Origin of the sequence: Kosakonia sp. N21, from assembly GCF_050587465.1 — a bacterium.
In the GTDB taxonomy this organism is placed as follows: Bacteria; Pseudomonadota; Gammaproteobacteria; order Enterobacterales; family Enterobacteriaceae.
On record NZ_JBOBHR010000003.1, the window covers coordinates 493070 to 519108 of the forward strand.

The window sequence follows — 26039 nt, forward strand, 5'->3', positions numbered from 1 at the left end:
CCATGCCAAAACGTACAGACATAAAAAGCATCCTGATCCTTGGCGCAGGTCCGATTGTTATCGGCCAGGCGTGTGAGTTCGACTACTCAGGCGCACAGGCCTGTAAAGCCCTGCGTGAAGAGGGCTACCGCGTTATCCTGGTGAACTCCAACCCGGCGACCATTATGACGGACCCGGAGATGGCGGACGCCACCTATATTGAGCCTATCCACTGGGAAGTGGTGCGCAAAATCATTGAAAAAGAGCGTCCGGACGCCGTACTGCCGACCATGGGCGGCCAGACTGCGCTGAACTGCGCGTTAGAGCTGGAGCGCCAGGGTGTACTGGAAGAGTTTGGCGTGACCATGATTGGCGCGACCGCAGATGCAATTGATAAAGCAGAAGATCGCCGTCGCTTTGATATTGCGATGAAGAAAATCGGCCTCGATACTGCCCGTTCCGGCATTGCGCACACCATGGATGAAGCGCTGGCGGTGGCGGCGGATGTTGGCTATCCGTGCATTATCCGTCCTTCCTTTACCATGGGCGGCACCGGCGGCGGTATCGCTTATAACCGCGAAGAGTTTGAAGAAATTTGCGCCCGCGGTCTGGATCTCTCCCCGACCAATGAGCTGCTGATTGACGAGTCGCTGATCGGCTGGAAAGAGTACGAGATGGAAGTGGTGCGTGATAAGAACGACAACTGCATCATCGTCTGCTCGATTGAAAACTTCGACGCCATGGGGATCCATACCGGCGACTCCATCACCGTTGCGCCAGCACAAACGCTCACCGATAAAGAGTACCAAATCATGCGTAACGCCTCGATGGCGGTACTGCGTGAAATCGGCGTAGAGACAGGCGGTTCCAACGTACAGTTTGCGGTGAACCCGAAAAACGGCCGTCTGATTGTTATCGAAATGAACCCGCGTGTGTCCCGCTCCTCGGCGCTGGCGTCAAAAGCCACCGGCTTCCCGATTGCCAAAGTCGCGGCGAAACTGGCAGTGGGCTACACGCTGGACGAGCTGATGAACGACATCACCGGCGGCCGTACCCCGGCATCGTTCGAACCTTCTATCGACTACGTCGTGACCAAGATCCCGCGCTTCAACTTCGAGAAGTTTGTTGGCGCCAATGACCGTCTGACCACCCAGATGAAGTCTGTGGGGGAAGTGATGGCCATTGGCCGCACGCAGCAGGAATCGATGCAGAAAGCGCTGCGCGGTCTGGAAGTGGGCGCGACGGGCTTCGACCCGAAAGTGAGCCTCGACGATCCGGAAGCGCTGACCAAAATTCGCCGCGAGCTGAAAGACGCTGGCGCAGAGCGTATTTGGTACATCGCTGACGCATTCCGTGCCGGCCTCTCCGTGGACGGCGTGTTCAACCTGACCAATATCGACCGCTGGTTCCTGGTGCAAATTGAAGAGCTGGTGCGTCTGGAAGAGCAGGTTGCGAATGTCGGCATCAACGGCCTTGATGCGGACTTCCTGCGCCAGTTGAAACGCAAAGGCTTTGCCGATGCGCGTCTGGCGAAACTGGCTGGTGTGCGTGAGGCGGAAATCCGCAAGCTGCGCGATCAGTTCGACCTGCACCCGGTTTACAAACGCGTGGATACCTGTGCTGCCGAATTCGCCACCGACACTGCGTACATGTATTCCACCTATGAAGAAGAGTGCGAAGCCAACCCGAATCAGGATCGTGAAAAAATCATGGTGCTGGGCGGTGGTCCAAACCGTATCGGTCAGGGTATTGAGTTCGACTATTGCTGCGTACACGCCTCGCTGGCGCTGCGCGAAGATGGTTACGAGACCATTATGGTCAACTGTAACCCGGAAACCGTGTCGACCGACTATGACACCTCCGATCGCCTCTACTTTGAACCGGTTACCTTCGAAGATGTGCTGGAAATCGTGCGCATCGAGAAACCGAAAGGCGTGATTGTGCAGTACGGTGGTCAGACGCCGCTGAAACTGGCGCGTGCGCTGGAAGCTGCTGGCGTGCCGGTGATTGGTACCAGCCCGGATGCCATTGACCGTGCGGAAGACCGTGAGCGTTTCCAGCATGCGGTTGAACGCCTGAAGCTGAAACAGCCGGCTAACGCCACGGTCACGGCGCTGGAGCAGGCGGTTGAGAAAGCGAAAGAGATTACCTACCCGCTGGTGGTGCGTCCTTCTTATGTGCTGGGCGGCCGCGCGATGGAAATCGTCTACGACGAAATTGACCTGCGCCGCTACTTTATGACAGCAGTCAGTGTCTCCAACGATGCGCCGGTGCTGCTGGATAAATTCCTCGACGATGCAGTGGAAGTCGACGTCGATGCCGTGTGCGATGGCGAAAATGTGCTGATTGGCGGCATCATGGAGCATATCGAGCAGGCTGGCGTACACTCCGGCGACTCCGCCTGTTCTCTGCCGGCTTATACCCTGAGCCAGGAAATTCAGGATGTGATGCGTCAGCAGGTGCAGAAACTCGCATTCGAATTGCAGGTGCGCGGTCTGATGAACGTGCAGTTTGCGGTGAAAGATAACGAAGTTTACCTGATCGAAGTGAACCCGCGCGCTGCGCGTACCGTACCGTTTGTCTCCAAGGCGACTGGCCTGCCGCTGGCAAAAGTCGCTGCGCGCGTGATGACCGGTAAAACGCTGGTGCAGCAGGGCCACACCAAAGAGATTATCCCGCCGTACTACTCGGTGAAAGAAGTGGTGCTGCCGTTCAATAAATTCCCGGGCGTCGACCCGCTGTTAGGCCCAGAAATGCGCTCGACCGGTGAAGTGATGGGCGTGGGGCGTACGTTCGCGGAAGCTTTTGCCAAAGCGCAGCTTGGCAGCAATTCCACGATGAAGAAACACGGTCGTGCGCTGCTCTCTGTGCGCGAAGGTGATAAAGAGCGTGTGGTGGATCTGGCGGCGAAACTGCTGAAACAGGGCTTCGAGCTGGATGCGACTCACGGGACGGCGATTGTGCTGGGTGAAGCGGGCATTAATCCGCGTCTGGTGAACAAAGTGCATGAAGGGCGTCCGCACATTCAGGATCGTATCAAGAATGGCGAATACACCTACATCATCAACACCACGGCGGGTCGCCAGGCGATTGAAGACTCCAAACTGATTCGCCGCAGCGCACTGCAGTACAAAGTGCATTATGACACCACACTGAACGGTGGCTTCGCGACGACCATGGCGCTGAACGCAGATGCGACTGAGAAAGTGATTTCGGTGCAGGAAATGCACGCGCTGATCGGTAAGTAATCGACCTCCGGCCCGCTTCCCGGGCCGGATTTACCGATCCTGATTCACAGGCCTGATGGCCAGGCCTGTGATACCTTACTCCTGCCATTCCCTTCAGAGTGTTCTGTATTTTCCCCGTTACTCAGTGAGTTAACCTAAAATGGGTTAACAGATGAATGAAATCCACTGAAAAGCAGGGAGATAACCATGCGAACTAAACTTCTTATGACTTCAGTCTTTACTGCCGCTGCACTGTTTACCGTTGCCGGGTGTTCTTCGAATCAGGCCGTACGTACGACCGACGGTCGCACCATCGTCACTGACGGGAAACCGAAAGTGGATGATGATACCGGGCTGGTTTCCTATAAAAATGCCGAAACCGGTAAAACCGAGCAGATTAACCGCGATCAGGTGAAAAACATGAGCGAGCTGGATAACTGATCCGCGAGTGTGGTGCGGTGGCGGTTGCCATCGCACGCCTTTCCCCTTATTCCCGCACAGATTGTCGCTTTTAGCCGGACGATTAACTGTCTACACTCAAAGAAAAATAAGGCAGTGAAAACAGGCTAATCAATGATTCTGATTATTTATGCACATCCCTATCCGCAGCACTCCCATGCGAATAAGCGGATGATTGAACTGGCACGGACGCTGGAAAATGTCGAAGTGCGTTCCCTCTATGAGCTCTATCCCGATTTTAATATCGACATCGCCGCCGAGCAGGAGGCCGTTTCCCGCGCCGATCTGATTATCTGGCAACACCCAATGCAATGGTACGGCATCACGCCGCTGCTCAAATTGTGGATCGATAAAGTGTTGTCGCACGGCTGGGCTTATGGCCACGGCGGCACGGCGTTACACGGTAAGAGTGTGATGTGGGCAGTTACCACCGGCGGAGGGGAAAACCATTTCAACATTGGTTCTCACCCGGGATTTGACGTGCTGTGCCAACCGCTGCAGGCCACTGCGCTTTATTGTGGGTTGAACTGGCTGCCGCCCTGCGCAGTGCATTACACCTTTGTCTGCGATGATGAAACCTTGCAGGCGCAGGCGCGTCATTATAAACAACGTTTGCTGGAGTGGCAGGAGGCGCAACATGGATAGTCATTCCTTAATTCAGGCGCTGATCTACCTTGGTTCGGCGGCACTGATCGTGCCTATTGCCGTCAGGCTGGGACTGGGTTCTGTACTCGGTTATCTGATTGCCGGCGGCGTGATTGGTCCGTGGGGATTACGCCTGGTCACCGACGCGGAATCTATCCTGCATTTCGCCGAAATCGGCGTTGTGCTGATGCTGTTTGTGATCGGCCTGGAGTTGGATCCGCAGCGGTTATGGAAGCTGAGAGCCTCGGTGTTTGGCGGCGGCGCGTTGCAAATGGCCAGCTGTGGGATCCTGCTGGGTCTGTTTTGCGCGCTGTTAGGTTTGCCCTGGCCAGTAGCGTTGTTGATTGGCCTGACGCTGGCGCTCTCCTCAACCGCTATTGCGATGCAGGCGATGAATGAACGTAACCTGACAGTGTCGCAAATGGGACGCAGCGCTTTTTCGGTGTTGCTCTTCCAGGATATCGCCGCCATTCCGCTGGTGGCGATGATCCCCCTGCTGGCGGCGAGCGGTGCCTCCACCACGCTGGGGGCATTCACGCTTTCGGCGTTGAAAGTGGTTGGTGCACTGGTGCTGGTTGTTTTGCTGGGACGCTATGTTGCCCGTCCGGCATTGCGCTTTGTTGCGCGTTCTGGGCTAAGGGAAGTGTTCTGCGCTGTAGCGCTCTTTCTGGTCTTCGGCTTTGGTTTATTGCTGGAAGAAGCAGGCTTGTCGATGGCGATGGGAGCGTTTCTGGCTGGCGTATTGCTTGCCAGCTCCGAATACCGGCATGCGCTGGAAAGCGATATTGAACCGTTCAAAGGTTTGCTGCTCGGGTTGTTCTTTATCGGCGTCGGTATGTCTATCGACTTTGGCACACTGGTCACACACCCCTTGCACATTTTGTTGCTGCTGGTGGGCTTCCTGGTCATTAAAAGTGCGGTGCTGTGGCTGATTGCCCGCCCGCTGAAAGTGCCCGGTAAGCAGCGCCTATGGTTCGCGGCATTGTTGGGGCAGGGGAGCGAATTCGCCTTTGTGGTGTTTGGCGCGGCACAAACGGCGCAGGTGCTGGATAGCGAGTGGGCAAAAGCGTTAACGCTTACCGTCGCGCTGTCGATGGCAGCAACGCCACTGCTGTTGGTGCTGTTAACCCGTCTGGAAACATCGGGCTCGCAGCAGGAGCGCGAAGCCGACGAAATTGATGAAGAAGAAGCACGGGTGATTATTGCCGGTTTCGGGCGTTTTGGTCAGATTGCCGGGCGTCTGTTGCTCTCCAGCGGCGTGAAAATGGTGGTGCTCGATCACGATCCGGATCATATCGAAACGCTGCGCAAGTTCGGCATGAAGGTCTTTTACGGTGACGCCACGCGGGTGGATCTGTTGGAGTCTGCCGGAGCAGGGCGGGCGGAAGTCTTGATCAATGCGATTGACGATCCGCAGGCCAGCCTGTTGCTGACAGAACTGGCGAAAGAGCACTTCCCCGATCTGCAGGTGATTGCCCGTGCGCGCGATGTTGATCACTATATTCGCCTGCGCCAGGCCGGGGTTGATAAACCGGAGCGTGAAACCTTTGAGGCGGCGCTCAAGGTTGGGCGCATCGCACTGGAAGGATTAGGTCTTGGTTCGTATGAAGCCCGCGAGCGTGCCGATCACTTCCGCCGTTTCAACACCCAAATGGTGGAGGAGATGGCGCAGGTTGAAAACGATGCGCTGGCACGGGCGGCGGTATTCAAACGCACCAGCGCGATGCTGACGGAAATCATTGCGGAAGATCGCGCGCATCTGTCGCTGATTCAGCAACATGGTTGGCAGGGAACGGATGAAGGGCGGCATACCGGCGATCCCGGTGATGAGCCCGCCGTGAAACCGCAGGCCTGACGGCATTATCGGGTAATCGTTTGATTCAAAAACGGTGGAACGCTGGCGATACAGTACTGTGCTGTGGTGTCGCCAGCAGAATGAAAAATTTTCTCATTCTTTACCTTGCCCACCGTCGACGAAAGATTGCGCTTTCCGTATAGTGGCGACAATTTTTTTGCATCCAGGAATGAATGAATGATCAGTTTGATTGCGGCGTTAGCGGTGGATCGCGTCATTGGCATGGAAAACGCGATGCCGTGGAATTTACCTGCCGATCTCGCCTGGTTTAAGCGCAATACCTTAAACAAACCGGTTGTGATGGGCCGCCTGACATGGGAATCCATTGGTCGTCCGCTGCCAGGCCGTAAGAACATTGTTATCAGTAGCCAGACAGGCACAGACGAACGTGTGGTGTGGGTTAAATCCGTCGATGAAGCGATTGCCGCCTGCGGTGATGTGGAAGAGATCATGGTGATCGGTGGTGGTCGCGTTTACGAGCAGTTCCTGCCGAAAGCGCAACGTCTCTACCTGACGCATATCGACGCAGAAGTGGAAGGCGATACCCATTTCCCGGACTACGATCCGGACGACTGGGAATCGGTGTTTAGTGAGTTTAACGACGCAGATGCGCAGAACTCGCACAGTTACTGCTTTGAGATTCTGGACCGCAGATAATACATGTCCCCGGCGCGATGCCGGGGACTGTTTTTCAGGAGGCGATCGCCTCGTCTTCACCCAGATCCATCTGGCGGTTAGAAGGTTGCACAAAGTAAGCTTTGTCTTCCCAGCGCAGACAGGTTAATACGCCGCCCCAGCAACATCCCGTATCCAGTCCGTAGATCCCTTCCGGTGTACCTTCACCCTCCAGCGAAGCCCAGTGACCAAAGACAATGCTGTACTCCTGAGACACAGGGCCTGGAATGGAAAACCACGGTTTTAACGGCGCGGGAGCATGGGCAGGAATGTCTTTGCAGTACATATCAAGCTGCCCGTTCGGGAAGCAGTAGCGCATGCGCGTTAACGCGTTGGTGATAAAGCGCAGACGAGCAAGACCGCTCAGTTCCGTTGACCAGTGGTTGGGCAGATCGCCATACATGGCGTCGAGAAACAGAGGATAGGAGTCGCTCGACAGCACGGCTTCGATATCGTGCGCGCAATGTTTGGCCGTCTCGAGATCCCACTGAGGCGTGATCCCGGCATGAGCCATCACCAGTTTTTTCTCTTCGTCGACCTGGAGTAGCGGCTGGCGGCGCAGCCAGTTAATCAGTTCATCGGCGTCAGCAGCTTCCAGTAGCGGAGTCAGCCGGTCTTTTGGCTTATTGCGGCTGATGCCGGCAAAGACGGCCAGCAGATGCAGGTCGTGATTTCCCAGTACGATACGCACGCTGTCGCCAAGTGATTTGACAAAACGCAGCACATCCAGCGAGCCAGGCCCACGGGCAACCAGATCGCCGGTCAACCATAAGGTATCCTGGCCAGGGGTAAAGTCGACCTGTTTTAACAATGCGATCAGTTCATCATAGCAACCATGAACGTCGCCAATAAGATATGTAGACATTGTGTATTAATGGATCAGTGTAGGAACGGCGAGCCGGAAGACCGGGATGGAAATGCGGAAGGCTTCCCCTTGCGCATCGATCATTTCGTAGTGGCCTTGCATGGTGCCCAGCGGCGTTTCGATAACCGCGCCGCTGGTGTACTGGTATTCGCCGCCGGGCTCAATGTGCGGCTGTACGCCGACCACACCTTCACCCTGAACTTCCGTTTCGCGGCCATTTCCATTCGTGATCAACCAGTAGCGTTTCAGCAACTGGACAGGGGTTCGCCCCAGGTTCCGGATAGTAATGGTGTAAGCAAAGACATAGCGTTCATCGTCGGGAGTGGACTGAGACTCAATATAGACGCTTTGCACCTGAATACAGACTCGGGGCGAATTGATCATACGTTAACTCTCCTTCGGCGGCGCATTATCAACCAGGTAGTTCGCCAACTGGCAATATTGCGCAACAGAGATATTTTCTGCACGCATCGCCGGATCGATACCCAGCGATGTCAACACATCGACGGTAAACACGTTACCGAGGCTGTTGCGGATCGTCTTACGGCGCTGGTTAAAGGCTTCCGTGGTGATGCGGCTCAGCACACGAATCTCTTTTACCGGATGCGGCAGCGTCGCGTGCGGAACCAGACGAACCACGGCTGAATCCACTTTTGGCGGCGGCGCAAACGCCGTCGGCGGTACTTCCAGCACCGGAATGATCTGGCAATAGTACTGCGCCATGACGCTTAATCGACCATACGCTTTACTGTTTGGTCCTGCAACCAGGCGATTGACCACCTCTTTCTGCAACATAAAATGCATGTCGGCGATGGCATCAGTATAGCTAAACAGATGGAACATCAGCGGCGTCGAGATGTTATACGGCAGGTTGCCGAAGACGCGCAGTGGCTGACCGAGTGTCTGAGACAGCTCGCCAAAGTTCATGGTCATTGCATCTTGCTGATAGATAGTCAGTTTTGGCGCAAGGAATGGGTGCGTCTGCAGGCGCGCAGCCAAATCGCGGTCAAGTTCGATGACCGTCATTTTATCCAGGCGTTCACCGACGGGCTCCGTCAGCGCGCCAAGGCCAGGGCCGATTTCGACCATGGCCTGACCTTTTTGCGGGTTGATCGCCGAAACGATGCTGTCGATCACGAACTGGTCGTGGAGAAAGTTTTGCCCGAAGCGTTTGCGGGCTAAGTGGCCCTGATGGACGCGATTATTCATTGAGTATTAACAATCATTTTGATGGCGAGATTAAGCGCCGTAATAAAACTGCCGACATCCGCAGTTCCCTGGCCTGCGAGTTCAAGCGCGGTGCCATGGTCGACGGATGTGCGAATAAAAGGTAAACCGAGGGTGATATTCACACCGCGGCCAAATCCCTGGTATTTTAGCACGGGCAGGCCCTGATCGTGGTACATCGCCAGCACTGCATCGGCATTATCGAGGTATTTAGGCTGAAACAGCGTATCGGCGGGCAGTGGGCCGCTTAAGTTCATGCCTTGCGCCCGCATTTCATTTAGCACCGGAATGAGGGTATCAATCTCTTCGGTGCCCATATGACCGCCTTCGCCCGCATGCGGGTTAAGGCCGCAAACCAAAATATGCGGCTGACGGATGCCGAACTTTTGCTGCAGGTCGCCGTGCAGGATGCCGATCACTTCACGAAGCAGTTCCGGCGTGATCGCGTCGGCTACCGCTTTGAGCGGCAAATGGGTTGTGGCCAGCGCTACGCGTAGCTCTTCGGTCGCCAGCATCATCACCACTTTGGCGGCGTGCGAGCGCTCTTCGAAAAACTCCGTATGCCCGGTAAAGGGCGTTCCGGCATCGTTAATCACGCCTTTATGCACCGGACCGGTGATCAACGCGGCAAATTCGCCGTTCAGGCAGCCATCGCAAGCGCGAGCCAGCGTTTCGACGACGTAAGGACCGTTTTGCGTATTCAACACGCCGGGGGTAACCGTCGCGCGCAGGGAAATGGGCAACAGGGTCAGTGTCCCGGCCTGTTGCGGCGCAGCGGGCGTGGCGGGAGCGTACTCCCGCAACACCAGCGGCAGACCGAGCAGGGCTGCCCGGTCAGTTAGCAGCGTCGCATCTGCACAGATAACCAGTTCAACCGGCCAGTCGCGCTGGGCGAGTTGCACCACCAAATCCGGGCCAATCCCGGCGGGTTCGCCGGGAGTGATAACGACACGCGCTGTTTTCATTAGTTGCTCAGAATTTTCACGTAGGCGCTGGCGCGTTGTTCCTGCATCCAGGTTGCCGCTTCTTCAGAGAACTTACGGTTCATCAGCATACGGTAGGCTCTGTCTTTCTGCGCCGCGTCGGTTTTATCAACGTTGCGGGTATCAAGCATTTCGATCAGATGCCAGCCGAAGGAGGAGTGAACCGGGCCGCTCATTTGGCCGCGTTTCAGTTTCATCAACGCGTCACGGAAGGCAGGATCGTAAATGTCTGCAGCCGCCCAACCAAGATCGCCGCCCTGGTTTGCTGAGCCCGGATCCTGGGAGAACTCTTTTGCCGCATTAGCAAAGGTGGTTTTGCCACTTTTGATATCGGCAGCGATCTCTTGCAGTTTCACACGAGCCTGATCGTCGCTCATGATCGGCGACGGTTTCAGCAGGATGTGGCGTGCGTGCACTTCGGTGACGGAAATGCTCTGGCTCTGACCACGCAGATCGTTCACTTTCAGAATGTGGAAACCTACGCCGGAACGGATCGGCCCGATCACATCGCCTTTTTTCGCCGTGCTTAATGCCTGGGCGAAAATACTTGGCAGTTCCTGGATACGTCCCCAGCCCATCTGACCGCCTTTCAGCGCTTGCTGGTCGGCAGAGTAGGTGATGGCCAGTTTACCGAAGTCATTGCCGCTACGGGCTTGTTCAACAATGGAACGCGCCTGGCTTTCCGCTTCGTTAACCTGATCGGAGGTTGGGTTTTCCGGCAGCGGGATCAGGATGTGGCTCAGATTCAGCTCGGTGCTGGCATCGTTCTGGTTGCCCACTTGCTTCGCCAGCGTTTCAACTTCCTGCGGCAGCACGGTGACGCGACGGCGAACTTCGCTGTTGCGCACTTCGGAAATGATCATCTCTTTGCGGATCTGGGTACGGTAGGTGCTGAAATTCACCCCGTCGTAAGCCAGGCGGCTGCGCATCTGATCCATCGTCATATTGTTTTGTTTCGCAATATCGGCGATGGCGGCGTCAAGCTGTTCGTCAGTCACTTTGACGCCCATTTTGGTGCCCATCTGCAGAATGATTTGATCCATGATCAGGCGTTCAAGGATCTGATGGCGCAGTGTGGCGTCATCAGGTAACTGCTGACCTGCCTGTCCTGCGTTAGCCTTCACGGATTGCATCAAACCATCAACGTCACTTTCAAGCACCACGCCGTTATTCACGACAGCAGCGACTTTATCTACAACCTGAGGCGCAGCAAAACTGGTATTCGCAACCATAGCGATACCGAGAAGCAGCGTTTTCCAGTTCTTCATACCTTTTCCATTTCAATTAACCGCAATGCGGATTACGTTGCAAATCAAACAGATCACATTGAACTACGGTACGGCAGGATGTTTGAACGCAGCATTTGTTGCGTGCCCAAACCGTAGTTGGAACTCAAGCCGCGCAGTTCAATGTTGAAACCGATGGCGTTGTCATACTTGCTTTGGTCATTTTGCCAGCCGTTAATTTTGCGTTCATAGCCAACGCGAATGGCATAACAGCAGGAGTTATACTGTAAACCTAACATCTGATCGGCTGGTTTACGGGTATTGGTATCGAAGTAGTAAGCGCCGACGACAGACCAACGGTCTACGATCGGCCAGCTTGCCACCGCACCTACCTGCGAAATCCCATTTTTATACTGCTCTGCAGTGGCATAGTTCGGCAGTGTCGCCTGGATATACTCCGGGCTGGCGTAGCGATAGCTCAGTTGCATCATACGGTCTTCATCGCGACGGTATTCCAGCGACGTGCTGCTGTTCGCGATGTTGTTCAGGCGAGTGTCATACTGCACCCCGCCGCGCAGACCCCAGCGATCGGAGATGCGCCAGTACGTGTCTCCCGCCCACACCAGCGAACCCGTTTTGTTGTCTTTCTCCCAGTTAATGTTGTCATCACCGGTACGGGACTCGGTGAAATAGTAGATTTGACCAACAGAAACGTTAAAACGTTCAACTGCCGCATCATCATAAATGCGGGATGTGACGCCGGTAGTGACCTGGTTCGCGGATGCGATACGGTCGAGGCCGCCGTAAGTACGGTCGCGGAACAGACCGCTATAGTCGGATTGCAGCAGCGTCGAGTCGTAGTTGTTGATATGGCTCTGATCGCGATACGGAACGTAGAGATACTGGGCGCGCGGCTCCAGCGTTTGAGTATAGCCTTCCGCCCAGTTCATATCGCGTTCGAAAACCAGTTTGCCGTCCATTTTGAACTGCGGCATAACGCGGTTAGCGGAGTCTTTTAGCTTATTAGCTGACTCCAGCGTTGTCAGGTTTGAACTGCTGGCATCATTGCTGTACAGCTGCTGAGCATATGAACGATAGGAATCAAGATTGCTCTGCTGGTAGTGAGTGGCCAGCATTTTGACTTCGGTATTCAGGCTGCTCCACTCATTCGATACCGGCAGGCTTAATGTTGGTTCCAGGTGAACACGCGTCGCTTCAGGACGGTCGGAGTTGGTGCTGACGAAGTTAACGGCCTGGCCATAAACATGGGCATCGAATGGCCCCAGATCGTTGTGGTACCAGTTCACATCCAACTGCGGTTCTGCAGCATAGGAGTTACTGTTACTGCGGTTAAAGACCTGGAACTGTTTGGTGGAAACCGTGGCGTCAAAATTTTCCACCGCGTAGCCGACGCTGAACTTCTGCGTGGCGTAACCGTCGGTGCTGGAACCGTATTTGGACGAGAAGTCGTTAAAATAGCTGGCATCGCTGACTTTGGTGTAGTCAACGTTAAAACGCCATACCTGATCCATTACCCCGGCATGTTGCCAGTAGAATAGCCAGCGATGGCGATCGCCTTCGGTAGGGTACTCATCCTGGTACACTTTATCTGACGGCAGGTAGTCAAATTCGATCAGACCTGAACCGGCTTGCGTCAGATAACGGAATTCGTTCTGCCACTGTACGCCGCCGCGTTTATGCATATAGTGCGGGGTAAGGGTGGCATCGAAGTTTGGCGCAATGTTCCAGTAGTACGGCAGATAAAACTCGAAGGAGTTGTTGGTGCTGTACTTGGCGTTCGGGATCAGGAAACCTGAACGGCGTTTATCGCCGACCGGCAATTGCAGATAAGGGCTGTAGAACACCGGAACCGGCCCCAGCTTAAAGCGCGCATTCCAGATTTCAGCGACCTGTTCTTCGCGGTCATGGATGACTTCGGTACCCACTACGCTCCAGGTATTGGAACCCGGCAGACAGGAGGTAAAAGAACCATTATCCAGAATGGTGTAGCGGTTTTCCCCGCGCTGTTTCATCAGGTCGGCGGTGCCGCGCCCCTGACGTCCCACCATCTGGTAGTCGCCTTCCCAGACGTTGGTATCTTTCGTATTCAAATTTGACCAGGCTTTAGGACCTTTCAGGATGACCTGGTTGTCGTCATAGTGCACATTACCCAGTGCATCCACTGTGCGTACCGGATCCGCCTGACCTTCCGCCTGCTGTTGATGAAGCTGAACTTCATCCGCCTGTAAGCGGCTATTACCCTGATTCACATCCACATTGCCGCTGAAAACGGCATTGTCCGGGTAGTTGCCCTTCGCATCATCAGCGTTGATGGTCACCGGTAAGTTGTTGGTATCGCCCTGCACCAGTGGGCGGTTGTAGCTGGGAACGCCAAGCATACACTGCGAGGCAAGATCGGCTGCCAACCCCTGCTGGCTATAGAGAGCAGAGCCAATCATGGTGGCCAGGAGGGTGGGGATACGTTTTTTCATACGTTGTATTTGTTGTTCCGTCATCTGTGGCTTTACGCTGGCAAACGGTCAGAGACTAACTTACTCACCTTTGCAACGCTAGTGTTAATCCTGCCCGCGTTCGAGCCAGGTCAGAGAAGACTGTGCCTGTGCACGGCATAGAATGACGGGTATGATAAAGCAAATTTTAGCCGACGGCATGACGATTTGGGGAGTATATGCAGTATTGGGGAAAAGTGGTTGGTGTGGTCATTGCCCTTTTCGTGGGCGGCGGCTTTTGGGGCGCGATTCTGGGACTCATTATCGGGCATATGTTTGATAAAGCCCGCAGCCGGAAAATGGCGTGGTTTGCCAATCAACGTGAACGTCAGTCGCTCTTTTTTGCCACTACCTTTGAAGTGATGGGGCATCTGACCAAATCGAAAGGCCGTGTCACCGAAGCTGACATCCAGGTTGCCAGCCTGTTTATGGATCGGATGAACCTGCATGGCGAGTCGCGCACGGCGGCGCAGCACGCTTTTCGCGTCGGCAAAACGGATAATTACCCTCTGCGGGACAAGATGCGGCAGTTCCGCAGCATCTGTTTCGGGCGCTTTGATTTGATTAGGATGTTTCTGGAAATTCAAATCCAGGCCGCCTTCGCCGATGGCTCGTTGCACCCCAGCGAACGGGAAGTGCTGTACGTGATCGCTGAGGAACTTGGCATCTCGCGCATGCAGTTCGACCAGTTCCTGCGCATGATGCAGGGCGGGGCGCAGTTTGGCGGCGGTTACCATCATCAGCAACAGCAGGCGGGCGGCGGTTGGCAGCAGGCGCAGCGCGGGCCTACGCTGGAAGATGCCTGTAACGTGCTGGGGGTTAAAGCGTCCGATGACGCCACCACCATCAAGCGTGCTTACCGTAAGTTGATGGGCGAGCACCATCCGGACAAACTGGTGGCGAAAGGCTTACCGCCGGAGATGATGGAGATGGCGAAGCAAAAAGCGCAGGAAATACAGAAAGCTTACGAGCTTATCCGCGAGCAGAAGGGCTTCCGGTAATCGTGAGATCCCCCGACCGTCAGGCCGGGGGGAAGGTTCAGAAATCGACCGGGGCTTTAAAGGTCATGCTGTTGCCGAACGCCGGGTGGGTGATGGTCAGTGTTTCTGCATGCAGCAGCAAACGCGGCGCCATCGCCAGCGCTTCCGGTGGAGCGTAAAAACGATCGCCAAGGATAGGGTGCCCCAGCGCCAGCATATGCACACGCAACTGATGTGAACGACCGGTAATCGGCTTCAGACGCACGCGTGCCGTTCCATCCTCATCCGCACTCAGTACTTCATATTCAGTCTGCGCCGCTTTGCCGGTTTCATAACACACTTTCTGTTTCGGGCGATTTGGCCAGTCGCAAATCAGCGGCAGATCCACCAGACCTTCAGCGTTTTCCGGATGGCCCCAGACACGCGCCAGATACTGTTTTTTCGGCTCGCGTTCGCGGAACTGACGTTTTAACTCGCGTTCTGCGGCTTTGGTGAGCGCCACCACAATCACACCGCTGGTCGCCATATCCAGGCGATGCACGGATTCAGCCTGCGGGAAGTCGCGCTGAATACGCGTCATCACGCTGTCTTTATGCTCGTCCAGACGCCCCGGGACCGACAACAAGCCGCTGGGCTTGTTGACGACCATAATATGCTCATCCTGATAGAGAATGACCAGCCAGGGCTCTTGCGGCGGATTGTAGGGCTCCATCATCATGGTCGGCTCCGTTACTGATGCGTCACAACGATTAATCGCAGCGCATCCAGGCGCCATCCCGCTTGCGACAGGCTTTCCATAACCTGCTGGCGGTTGCTTTCAATGGCAGCCAGTTCGTCATCGCGAATGTTCGGGTTGACCGCTTTCAGCGCTTCCAGGCGTGAAAGCTCCGCAGACAATTTCTCGTCGGCTTCGCTGCGGGCCGCGTCGATCAGCTCACGCGCGGCGACTTCCACCTGCGCTTCACCTTTTTGCAGGATGGTATGCACGTCCTGCTGTACAGCATTGATCAGTTTGCTGGCCGTATGGCGGTTAACCGCGCTGAGTTGACGGTTAAAGCTTTCGAATTCCACCTGCGCCGCCAGGTTAGTACCGTTTTTGTCCACCAGCAGGCGGATAGGCGTTGGCGGCAGGAAGCGGTTAAGCTGCAACTGCTTCGGCGCTTGCGCTTCCACAACATAAATCAGTTCCAGCAGCAGCGTACCGACCGGCAGGGCTTTGTTTTTCAACAGCGACAGGGTGCTGCTACCGGTATCGCCGGAGAGGATCAGATCCAGACCGTTGCGGATAAGCGGGTGCTCCCAGGTAATAAACTGCGCATCTTCGCGCGAGAGGGCGACATCACGCTCAAACGTGATGGTGCAGCCATCTTCCGGCAGACCCGGGAAATCCGGCACCAGCATATGGTCCGACGGCGTCAGGACGATCATGTTTTCACCGCGATCGTCCTGGTTGATGCCGATGATATCGAACAGGTTCATCGCAAAGCTTATCAGCGCGGTGTCATCGTCCTGCTCGGCGATGCTCTCCGCCAGCGCTTGTGCTTTTTCGCCGCCGTTAGAGTGGATCTCCAGCAGGCGGTCGCGGCCCTGTTCCAACTGGGCTTTCAACGTATCGTGCTGCTCGCGGCAGGATTTGATCAGCTCTTCAAAGCCGTCGGTATTCTCCGGCGCAGCAAGGTAATTAATGAGCTGACTGTGCACGCTATCATAGATGGCGCGGCCAGTCGGGCAGGTGTGCTCGAACGCATCCAACCCTTCGTGATACCAGCGCACCAGCACGGACTGTGCGGTTTTTTCCAGATAAGGAACGTGGATCTGAATGTCATGCGCCTGACCAATACGATCCAGACGACCGATACGCTGCTCCAGCAGATCCGGGTTAAATGGCAGATCGAACATCACGAGATGGCTGGCAAACTGGAAGTTACGGCCTTCCGAGCCGATTTCGGAACAGAGCAGCACCTGTGCGCCGCTGTCTTCTTCACCAAACCAGGCCGCTGCGCGGTCGCGTTCGATAATGGACATCCCTTCATGGAACACCGCCGCACGGATGCCTTCGCGCTCGCGCAGAACCTGCTCCAGTTGCAGGGCGGTGGCCGCTTTGGCGCAGATCACCAGCACTTTCTGCGAGCGGTGACTGGTTAAATAACCCATCAACCACTCGACACGCGGATCGAAGTTCCACCAGGTACCGCTATCGCCTTCAAATTCCTGATAAATCTGCTCCGGGTAGAGCATATCGCGAGCGCGCTCTTCCTGACTTTTACGCGCCCCCATAATGCCGGAGACCTTAATGGCAGTCTGGTACTGCGTTGGCAACGGCAGTTTCACCGTGTGCAGTTCGCGTTTCGGGAAACCTTTTACGCCATTACGGGTGTTACGGAACAGCACACGGCTGGTGCCATGGCGATCCATCAACATGGTGATCAATTCCTGACGAGCGGCGGCTGCGCCATCACGATCGCTATTGGCGGTTTGCAGTAACGGTTCGATATCCTGTTCGCCAATCAGATCGCCGAGCGTATTGAGTTCATCATTATTCAGGTGATTACCTGCCAGCAGCAGCGCGACGGCATCGGCGACCGGGCGGTAATTTTTTTGCTCTTCAACAAACTGGGCAAAGTCATGAAAACGGTTTGGATCTAGCAGGCGCAGACGCGCGAAGTGGCTTTCCATCCCCAGTTGTTCCGGCGTGGCGGTCAGCAGCAGGATGCCCGGTACGCGTTCAGCCAGTTGCTCAATCGCCAGATATTCACGGCCCGGCTCGTTTTCACTCCACACCAGATGGTGGGCTTCGTCGACCACTAACAGGTCCCACTCGGCATCGCACAGATGCTCCAGGCGCTGTTTGTTGCGGCGTACGAAATCCAGCGAGCAGATCACCAACTGTTCAGTTTCAAACGGGTTGTCCGCATCGTGCTGCGCTTCGGCGTAACGCTCATCGTCAAACAGTGAGAAACGCAGGTTAAAGCGGCGCAGCATTTCCACCAGCCACTGATGTTGCAGGGTTTCCGGCACCACGATCAACACGCGCTCAGCCGCACCGGAGAGCAACTGTTGATGCAGGATCATCCCGGCTTCGATGGTTTTCCCAAGACCCACTTCATCCGCCAGCAGCACGCGCGGCGCATGACGGCGGCCAACGTCGTGGGCGATATGTAACTGATGTGGGATCAGGTTGGTACGCTGACCACGCAGGCCGCTCCACGGCATGCGGTACTGTTCACTTTGGTATTTACGGGCGCGAAAACGTAAAGCAAAACGATCCATGCGATCGACTTGCCCGGCAAACAGGCGATCCTGCGGTTTGCTAAACACCAGTTTACTGTCGAGCAGCACTTCGCGCAGGGTGATGTTGTTCTCTTGCGTATCCAGGCGGGTACCGGTGTAGGCGAGCAGACCGTTTTCTTCTTTTACGTCTTCAACCGTGAGCTGCCAGCCTTCGTGACTGGTTACCGTATCGCCGGGGTTAAACATTACGCGGGTAACCGGTGAGTCGCTGCGCGCATACAAACGGTTCTCACCCGTGGCAGGGAACAGCAGAGTAACCGTGCGCGCATCCATTGCGACGACCGTACCAAGTCCGAGTTCGCTTTCCGTGTCGCTAATCCAGCGTTGACCAAGTGTAAAGGGCATAAATGAACTCTATATCTCAAATTTCAGGCAATAGTTCGTCACCGCCTTAGGGCAGGCGGGCATAAATTTGGGGCCAGGAACAGGAAGGGCGCTATGGTACTGGATGACACCACGTTCGTATAGACTGAATTGTGTGGCTTTAAAATAATCCCAGTTGCCCTGTCAGTAGTGTAGCAAAATCATCGTCAATGAAAGGGAGAATTCCTTCCGCAACCGGCTGAAGTTGTTTACTCAGATAGTGATCGTAATCCAGTGGCGAATGCTGGTAGTCCACTGGCTCAGGGCCGCTGGTGGTCCAGACATAGTGGATGGTGCCGCGGTTCTGATACTGCGCAGGGCGGCCGCGTTTACGGTTTTCTTCATCCGCCAGCCTGGCGGCGCGAACGTGCGGCGGTACATTGCGTTCATAATCCTTCAGCGCTCTACGCAGGCGTTTGCGATAGACCAGTTGCTCATCCAGTTCGCCCGCCATCAGGCTGGCGATGGTTTCGCGCACATAATCCTGATAGGGCTCATTACGAAAAATGCGCAGGTAAAGGCTTTGCTGGAACTGTTGCGCCAGCGGCGTCCAGTCAGTGCGAACGGTTTCCAGCCCTTTAAACACCATGCGCTGGTTGCCGCCTTCCTGAATCAACCCGGCGTAACGCTTTTTACTGCCCAGCTCCGTGCCGCGAATCGTTGGCATTAAAAAACGGCAAAAGTGGGTTTCAAACTCCAGCTCCAACGCACTCTCCAGTCCCTGCGCCCGCAGATGCGCAGACCACCACGCGTTTACCTGTTCGACCAGCGCGTTGCCAATACGCGCAGCCTCTTCCTCGCTGTGCGGTTTTTTGAGCCAGACAAAGGTCGAGTCCGTGTCGCCATAAATCACGTCATAACCCTGCTCTTCGATCAGCGCTTTGGTCTGGCGCATGATCTCATGGCCGCGCATGGTGATCGACGAGGCCAGGCGAGGATCGAAGAAGCGGCAGGCGCTGGTGCCGAGCACGCCGTAAAAGGCATTCATAATGATCTTCAGCGCTTGTGAGAGCGGCTTGTTGCCCTGGCGCTTGGCGTCGTCCCGCCCGTGCCAGATTTGCCCGACGATCTCCGGCAGGCAGTGTTTCTTTCGCGAGAACCAGGCGCCAAGAAAGCCCTCTGTGCTGTGTGCGTTATCCGGCTGCGCCATTCCTTCGACCAGGCCGACAGGATCAATCAGAAAAGTGCGGATAATCGAGGGGTACAGGCTCTTAAAGTCAAGCACCAGCACCGAGTCATACAGTCCGGGCCGTGAATCCATCACATAGCCGCCGGGACTGGCTTGTGGCGGCACCTCGCCAAGATTCGGCGCCACAAAGCCCGCGCGGTGCATACGGGGAAAATAGAGGTGGCTAAACGCGGCGACTGAACCGCCATGCCGGTCAACCGGTAAGCCATTGACTGTCGCACGTTCCAGCAGGAATGGCATGATCTCGGTTTTATGGAAAATGCGTGTGACCAGCTCGCAATCTTTCAGGTTATAAGTGGCGAGCGCCGGTTTGTCTTCGGCAAAGCGACGATCGATTTCGTCCATCCGATCCCATGGATTATCAATGGCTTTCCCTTCACCGAGCAGCTCCCGCGACACGGCTTCCAGGGAGAAAGACGAGAAATTCCAGAAGGCGGACTTCAGCGCTTCAATGCCGTCGATAATCAACCGACCGGTGGCTTGAGCAAAGAAGACGCCATTTTTAAAGCCGTGCTCTCGCCACTCCAGTTCGCTGCCCTGACGGCCAAGCGTCAACGGAACGCGATAACGTTCAGCGCTATTTTGCAGGACCCGCAGATCGAACTGCACCAGGTTCCAGCCGATGATCACATCCGGATCGTGTTGAGCAAACCAGGTGTTAAGTTTTTCCAGCAATTGGGGGCGACTGGCGACATACTCCAGATCGAAATCCACCTCCTGCGGGTTGCCGTTCTCTGGCCCGAGCATATAGACCGTGCGCTGTCCGCAGCCTTCAAGGCCGATACAATAAAGCTCGCCGTGGCGGCTGGTTTCGATATCCAGCGAGACCCATTTCAGCGGCGGGCGGTAGTGCGGGTTGGGTTTTAGGCGTGCATTGACCAGCGCCGTTCCCTGACTCTCGCCATCGGCCCACACCGGCGCGGTGATAAAGCGTTCCATCAGAAAGCGTTCAGGCGGGCGCACATCGGCTTCATACACGGTGACACCGCCTTCGCGCAGCGCTTTTTCGATACGCATGAGCTGGCGATGACCGCGGCAGTAGAGGCCGTAAACGGGTTGACGGTGGAAATCCGTCAGGCTCAGGGGCGTTAAACGCCAGTGGCTTTCACTGCGCAGCAGGAGTTTGGTTTTTTCCACATGGGCGGCGGGAATAAACGCGACCGATTCCTGCGGCGGCAAGACTACGCGCAGCGGGCCACTGTTGGTCGCCAGCCAGAACTCCACCTCGGTGCCGCCGGGGGTATCCCGCCAGTGTCGGGTTAATAAAAAGCCTTCTCGCGCTTGCGCCACAGCGTTCTCTCATAAAACAAAACCAGGCAAGATTATAGCCTGGTTCGGTGTGATAAGCTGTGGTTTTATACAGTTATTGCCCGTAATAGGCTTTGGCGCCATGTTTACGCAGATAGTGCTTATCCAGCAAGGTCTGCTGCATCGGCGGCAGGCGCGGTTCGAGCTGGCGGCAGAAAATGCCCATATAGGCCACTTCTTCCAGCACGATGGCGTTATGCACCGCATCGTCGGCATTTTTACCCCACGCAAACGGCCCATGAGAATGCACCAGCACACCGGGCATTTGCGCCGGATCGATACCTTTTCTTTCAAAGGTTTCGACGATCACATTACCGGTTTCCCACTCGTACTCGCCGTTAATCTCTTCATCGGTCATCTTGCGCGTGCAGGGGATTTCACCATAGAAGTAGTCAGCATGCGTGGTGCCGGTCGCCGGGATCGGCTGACCCGCCTGCGACCAGATGGTGGCATGCCGCGAATGGGTGTGCACAATGCCGCCAATCGTCGGAAAAGCCTGGTACAGCAAGCGGTGGGTGGGCGTGTCCGATGACGGCTTTTTCTGCCCCTCGACCACTTCCCCGGTGGTGATATCGACCACCACCATATCGTTGGCGGTCATCACGCTGTAATCAACGCCAGAGGGTTTAATCACCAGCACGCCTTTGTCGCGATCGACGGCGCTGACGTTGCCCCAGGTCAGGGTGACCAGGTTATGTTTTGGCAGCGCCAGGTTGGCTTCCAGCACCTGACGTTTGAGATCTTCGAGCATACTCCTCTCCTGAAAACGTTGCCGGACAGCGCTGCGCGTATCCGGCCTGCGGGGTTTGTGGCCCGGTGAATGAAGCGTCACCGGGCGTAAGCGCGAAGGTTTAACGTTTTGAACCGTAATACACTTCGTTCCAGCGCAGGGCATCTTTAAATGCCGGCAGGCGGGTGTCGTTATCGATGACGGTCAGCTCAACATCGTGCAGCTCGCTGAACTGGCGCATATCGTCGAGGGTCAGGGCCTGACTAAAGACGGTATGGTGCGCGCCACCGGCAAGGATCCAGGCTTCCGATGCGGTGGGCAGATCCGGCTGCGCTTTCCACAATGCGTTAGCGACCGGCAGTTTCGGCAGATCATGCGGGGTTTTTACCGCATCCACGCAATTCACCAACAGGCGGAAACGATCCCCCAGATCGATCAGGCTGGCGTTAATCGCCGGGCCGGTTTGGGTAGAGAAGATCAAACGTGCCGGATCGGCTTTGCCGCCAATGCCAAGGTGTTGCACATCGAGGATCGGTTTTTCATGCGTGGCGATGCTTGGGCAGACTTCCAGCATGTGGGAGCCCAGCACCATGTCGTTGCCGTTTTCGAAGTGATAGGTGTAATCCTCCATAAAAGAGGTGCCGCCCGCCAGTCCGCCGGACATCACTTTCATGATGCGCAGCAGCGCAGCGGTCTTCCAGTCGCCCTCACCGGCAAAACCGTAACCTTGTTGCATCAGACGCTGTACCGCCAGGCCCGGCAACTGTTTCAGACCATGCAAATCTTCAAAGGTGGTGGTAAAGGCGTGGAAGCCACCCTCTTCAAGGAAGCGTTTCATACCCAGTTCAATACGGGCGGCATCAAAGACATTCTGACGTTTATCGCCATGCACCTGCGCCGCCGGGGTCAGGCGGTAGCTGCCTTCGTACTCATCCACCAGCGCGTTAACATCGCCATCGCTGACGGCGTTGACCACCTGCACCAAATCGCCCACGCCCCAGGTATTGACCGAGAAGCCGAACTTGATTTGCGCCGCGACTTTATCGCCGTCGGTCACCGCCACTTCGCGCATGTTATCGCCGAAACGCACCACTTTCAGATGACGGGTGTCCTGTTTGGAAACCGCCTGACGCATCCACGCACCGATACGCGTATGGGCGTGTTTGTCCTGCCAGTGGCCGGTCACAACGCTGTGTTGCAGACGCATACGTGCACCAATAAAGCCGAACTCGCGGCCGCCGTGCGCTGTCTGGTTAAGGTTCATAAAGTCCATATCAATGCTGTCCCACGGCAGGGAAGCGTTGAACTGGGTGTGGAATTGCAGCAACGGTTTGTTAAGGATGGTCAGGCCGTTGATCCACATTTTGGCCGGAGAGAAGGTGTGCAGCCACACCACCATCCCGGCGCATTTGTCGTCGTAGTTGGCGTCGCGGCAAATGGCGGTGATCTCATCAGGCGAGGTTCCCAGCGGTTTCAGCACCAGCTTGCAGGGTAATTTCGCTTCGGCATTGAGGGCGTTGACCACCTGTTCGGCATGCTTCGTCACCTGTTTCAGGGCTTCCGGCCCGTACAGGTGCTGGCTGCCAATGACGAACCACACTTCATAATTGTCGAAAATAGTCATGATCTTGTCCTTAATGAGTTAAAGCGGCCTGCGAGACTGTCGCGGCTGAAGGGAGATAGTGCTGTTCGGCGCTCTTCGCCCACTGCTGATAGCGACGATAGAGCCGTTCAAACTGTTGCGCCTGCGGCGAAGGCTGCAGGGTTTTTTCGATGGCGCTGGCCATCTTCTGCTGCGCCGCCGGGATATCCGCATGGACTTCCGCCGCCACGGCAGCAAAGATCGCCGCGCCCAGGGCGCAGCATTGCTCGGAGGCGACAACCTGAAGCGGACGGTTGAGCACGTCGCAGCAGGCCTGCATTACGCCGATGTTTTTGCGTGCAATGCCGCCCAACGCCATCACGTTGTCAACGGCGATCCCCTGTTCGGTAAAGCACTCCATAATGGCGCGTGCGCCAAAGGCGGTTGCGGCAATCAGGCCGCCAAACAGCGCGGGCGCATCGGTAGCCAGATTGAGGTCAGTGATAACGCCTTTCAGGCGTTGGTTGGCATTAGGCGTGCGCCGACCGTTAAACCAGTCGAGCACCACCGGCAGATGTTCAAGAGACGGATTTTTCACCCATGCGTCAGTCAATGCGGGCAGAAGCTGTTTCTGGCTGGCTTTGATGTGCGTTTTCAGTTCCGGATGCTGCTGCGCCAGTTGTTCCAGCGGCCAGCCGAGGATGCGACCAAACCAGGCGTAGATATCGCCAAACGCGGATTGCCCGGCTTCCAGACCAATAAACTGCGGAACCACGCTACCGTCGACCTGACCGCAAATGCCTTTCACTGCGCGATCGCCCACGCTCTGTTTGTCGGCGATCAGAATGTCGCAGGTCGAGGTGCCAATTACTTTTACCAGCGTGTTCGGTTGCGCCCCTGCACCCACGGCACCCATATGACAGTCAAAGGCCCCGCCGGAGATCACCACGGATTCGGAAAGCCCGAGGCGTTGCGCCCATTCGGCGGTCAGCGTGCCGACCGGTAAGTCTGCGGTATAGGTTTCGCGAAACAGCGGCCAGTCCAGATGTTTATTGATTATCGGATCCAGCGCGTCGAAGAACGATGCCGGAGGCAGACCGCCCCAGCTTTCATGCCACAAGGATTTATGCCCGGCGCTGCAGCGGCCGCGACGAATGGCTTCCGGACGCGTGGTGCCGGAGAGCAAGGCGGGAACCCAGTCGCAGAGCTCAATCCACGATGCTGCCGCCTGGGCGACGGCGCCGTCGGCGCGGGTAACATGCAGGATTTTTGCCCAGAACCATTCACTGGAGTAAATACCGCCAATATAACGGGAGTAGTCCGTGCTACCCGGCGTATGGCACAAGCGGGTGATCGCTTCTGCTTCTTCAACGGCGGTGTGATCTTTCCACAACACAAACATGGCGTTCGGGTTGTCGGCGAATTCGGGTCGCAGCGCCAGCACACGACCTTCAGCATCAATCGGCGCCGGTGTTGAACCGGTACTGTCCACACCAATGCCCTTGATCTCCGCTCGCTGAGCATCGCTTAATTCCGCCAGCACTGTTTTGAGTGCGGCTTCCATCGACTCAATGTAATCCCGCGGGTGGTGGCGGAACTGGTTATGCGGTGCGTCGCAATAGCGCCCTTCCTGCCAGCGCGGATACCATTCCACACTGGTGGCGAGCTCCGCCCCGGATGTGCAGTCTACCGCCAGCGCACGTACTGAATCGCTGCCGAAATCGAGGCCAATTGTGATTGCCATTGTGTTGCTCCATAAGAATAACCGTTAGGAAAAACATAGTGAGCGGCGGCAAAAACCGTCAGGCAGGATCCGCTAATCTTATGGACTAAATTGCTATGGCATCGCAAAGTGTGACGCCGTGCAAAAATTCGATGTGGACATTTCTGCCACCTTTATAGACACTTTCGTTATCCCTTTTAACCCTGCGTGAGGGCGTCAAAAAGGCGTAATCGCTTTTGTCTGGCGGGATTAAGTCATCACCGGGTTTGCGCCATTTGTCCGCAGATGGCGGAGAAGTGAAGGGATTATCAATATGGACAATTGGTTTCTTTGCCGAGCACGGGAGTATTGCGTTTATGGCTGAATCACAAAATGATCCACTGCTGCCTGGCTACTCGTTTAATGCGCATTTGGTGGCGGGTTTGACGCCCATAGAGGCGGACGGTTATCTCGATTTTTTTATCGATCGTCCGCTGGGGATGAAAGGCTTTATCCTGAACCTCACCGTGCGCGGTGAAGGGATTGTAAAAAATCACGGTAAACAGTTTATCTGCCGCCCGGGGGATATTCTGCTCTTTCCTCCGGGGGAAATTCACCATTATGGTCGCCATCCGGATGCCTCCGAATGGTATCACCAGTGGGTTTACTTCCGTCCGCGCGCCTACTGGCATGAGTGGTTAAGCTGGCCGACGCTTTTTGCACAAACCGGTTTTTACCGCCCTGATGATGCAAATATGGCGCGTTTTCGCGAGCTTTTCGCGCAAATTATCGATGCCGGGCAAAGTGCCGGACGCTATGCCGAACATCTTGCGATCAACCTGCTGGAACAACTGCTGTTGCGCAGGATGGAAGCGATCAACGAATCGTTGCATCCGCCGCTGGATAACCGCGTGCGCGATGCCTGCCAGTACATTAGCGATCATCTGGCGGATAACCATTTTGATATCGCTGGCGTTGCGCAGCATGTCTGCCTGTCGCCTTCGCGGCTTTCGCATCTGTTTCGCCAGCAGCTCGGGGTGAGTGTGCTGAGCTGGCGCGAGGATCAGCGCATCAGTCAGGCCAAATTGCTGCTCAGCACTACGCGCATGCCGATTGCCAGCGTCGGGCGCAATGTCGGGTTTGACGATCAGCTCTACTTTTCCCGGGTGTTTAAAAAATGCACCGGAGCCAGCCCGAGTGAATTCCGTGCAGGATGTGAATAATTCGTAAAGATTGGCAATGG

Annotated in this window: 19 protein-coding genes; 7 read left to right on the forward strand and 12 right to left on the reverse strand. The window is 55.9% G+C overall.

The window, feature by feature from the left end:
• Positions 1-2: 2 nt before the first annotated feature.
• From carB to folA, 5 genes are all read left to right on the forward strand, one after another.
• Positions 3-3227 carry a carbamoyl-phosphate synthase large subunit gene (gene carB / locus ACQ3G7_RS09525; protein WP_263098095.1) on the forward strand — a complete coding sequence of 1075 codons (3225 nt, stop codon included), beginning with the start codon at positions 3-5 and terminating at the stop codon, positions 3225-3227.
• Positions 3228-3413: 186 nt separating this feature from the next.
• Positions 3414-3647 carry a YgdI/YgdR family lipoprotein gene (locus ACQ3G7_RS09530; RefSeq protein WP_263098094.1) on the forward strand — a complete coding sequence of 78 codons (234 nt, stop codon included), beginning with the start codon at positions 3414-3416 and terminating at the stop codon, positions 3645-3647.
• A 132-nt stretch (positions 3648-3779) separates the two neighbouring features.
• Complete coding sequence (gene kefF / locus ACQ3G7_RS09535) at positions 3780-4310, forward strand: glutathione-regulated potassium-efflux system oxidoreductase KefF (protein WP_430889647.1); 531 nt, start codon at positions 3780-3782, stop codon at positions 4308-4310.
• Positions 4303-6165 carry a glutathione-regulated potassium-efflux system protein KefC gene (gene kefC, locus ACQ3G7_RS09540; RefSeq protein ID WP_430889648.1) on the forward strand — a complete coding sequence of 621 codons (1863 nt, stop codon included), beginning with the start codon at positions 4303-4305 and terminating at the stop codon, positions 6163-6165. Before kefF ends, kefC begins: the two co-directional genes overlap by 8 nt.
• A 177-nt stretch (positions 6166-6342) precedes the next feature.
• Positions 6343-6822, forward strand: coding sequence for a type 3 dihydrofolate reductase (folA, locus tag ACQ3G7_RS09545; RefSeq protein ID WP_430889649.1), 480 nt, complete (start codon positions 6343-6345; stop codon positions 6820-6822).
• 34 nt (positions 6823-6856) lie between these two features.
• Here the strand turns inward: folA and apaH are convergent, their stop codons facing one another.
• The 6 genes from apaH to lptD are packed head-to-tail and all read right to left on the reverse strand — an operon-like array spanning position 6857 to position 13633.
• Entirely contained in the window at positions 6857-7705 is an 849-nt protein-coding gene (gene apaH, locus ACQ3G7_RS09550; RefSeq protein ID WP_263098090.1) for a bis(5'-nucleosyl)-tetraphosphatase (symmetrical) ApaH, read from the reverse strand.
• Positions 7706-7711: 6 nt separating this feature from the next.
• Entirely contained in the window at positions 7712-8089 is a 378-nt protein-coding gene (gene apaG / locus ACQ3G7_RS09555) for a Co2+/Mg2+ efflux facilitator ApaG/CorD (protein WP_263098089.1), read from the reverse strand.
• A 3-nt stretch (positions 8090-8092) separates the two neighbouring features.
• On the reverse strand, positions 8093-8914 hold the full coding sequence (gene rsmA, locus ACQ3G7_RS09560; protein ID WP_430889650.1) for a 16S rRNA (adenine(1518)-N(6)/adenine(1519)-N(6))-dimethyltransferase RsmA: 822 nt from the start codon (positions 8912-8914) through the stop codon (positions 8093-8095).
• Entirely contained in the window at positions 8911-9897 is a 987-nt protein-coding gene (gene pdxA / locus ACQ3G7_RS09565) for a 4-hydroxythreonine-4-phosphate dehydrogenase PdxA (protein WP_430889651.1), read from the reverse strand. Before pdxA ends, rsmA begins: the two co-directional genes overlap by 4 nt.
• A complete protein-coding gene (gene surA, locus ACQ3G7_RS09570) occupies positions 9897-11183 on the reverse strand; it encodes a peptidylprolyl isomerase SurA (protein ID WP_263098086.1) in 1287 nt (428 codons plus the stop codon). The genes pdxA and surA overlap by 1 nt, the downstream gene beginning before the upstream one ends.
• Positions 11184-11236: 53 nt before the next feature.
• Positions 11237-13633 (reverse strand): LPS assembly protein LptD, encoded by a 2397-nt coding sequence (gene lptD / locus ACQ3G7_RS09575; RefSeq protein ID WP_430889652.1) that lies wholly within the window; start codon positions 13631-13633, stop codon positions 11237-11239.
• 197 nt (positions 13634-13830) lie between these two features.
• Between lptD and djlA the strand changes: the two genes are divergently transcribed.
• Positions 13831-14652, forward strand: coding sequence for a co-chaperone DjlA (djlA, locus tag ACQ3G7_RS09580; protein ID WP_263098084.1), 822 nt, complete (start codon positions 13831-13833; stop codon positions 14650-14652).
• Between the two features lie 37 nt (positions 14653-14689).
• Here djlA and rluA read toward each other — a convergent pair whose 3' ends face one another.
• The 6 genes from rluA to araB all read right to left on the reverse strand — a co-directional run bounded on the left by rluA (position 14690) and on the right by araB (position 24838).
• Entirely contained in the window at positions 14690-15349 is a 660-nt protein-coding gene (rluA, locus tag ACQ3G7_RS09585; protein WP_430889653.1) for a bifunctional tRNA pseudouridine(32) synthase/23S rRNA pseudouridine(746) synthase RluA, read from the reverse strand.
• An 11-nt stretch (positions 15350-15360) separates the two neighbouring features.
• The gene (gene rapA / locus ACQ3G7_RS09590; protein WP_430889654.1) at positions 15361-18267 is read right to left on the reverse strand and encodes an RNA polymerase-associated protein RapA; all 2907 of its coding nucleotides are present in this window, start codon (positions 18265-18267) and stop codon (positions 15361-15363) included.
• A gap of 139 nt (positions 18268-18406) precedes the next feature.
• On the reverse strand, positions 18407-20764 hold the full coding sequence (gene polB / locus ACQ3G7_RS09595) for a DNA polymerase II (RefSeq protein ID WP_430889655.1): 2358 nt from the start codon (positions 20762-20764) through the stop codon (positions 18407-18409).
• A gap of 73 nt (positions 20765-20837) precedes the next feature.
• Complete coding sequence (gene araD, locus ACQ3G7_RS09600) at positions 20838-21533, reverse strand: L-ribulose-5-phosphate 4-epimerase (RefSeq protein WP_430889656.1); 696 nt, start codon at positions 21531-21533, stop codon at positions 20838-20840.
• Positions 21534-21633: 100 nt separating this feature from the next.
• Complete coding sequence (gene araA, locus ACQ3G7_RS09605; protein ID WP_263098079.1) at positions 21634-23136, reverse strand: L-arabinose isomerase; 1503 nt, start codon at positions 23134-23136, stop codon at positions 21634-21636.
• Positions 23137-23146: 10 nt separating this feature from the next.
• Positions 23147-24838, reverse strand: a complete 1692-nt coding sequence (gene araB, locus ACQ3G7_RS09610; RefSeq protein WP_430889657.1) for a ribulokinase — start codon at positions 24836-24838, stop codon at positions 23147-23149.
• Positions 24839-25173: 335 nt separating this feature from the next.
• Here araB and araC point away from each other — a divergent pair, with 335 nt between their 5' ends.
• Positions 25174-26019, forward strand: a complete 846-nt coding sequence (araC, locus tag ACQ3G7_RS09615) for an arabinose operon transcriptional regulator AraC (RefSeq protein WP_430889658.1) — start codon at positions 25174-25176, stop codon at positions 26017-26019.
• The last annotated feature ends 20 nt before the right edge of the window (positions 26020-26039 follow it).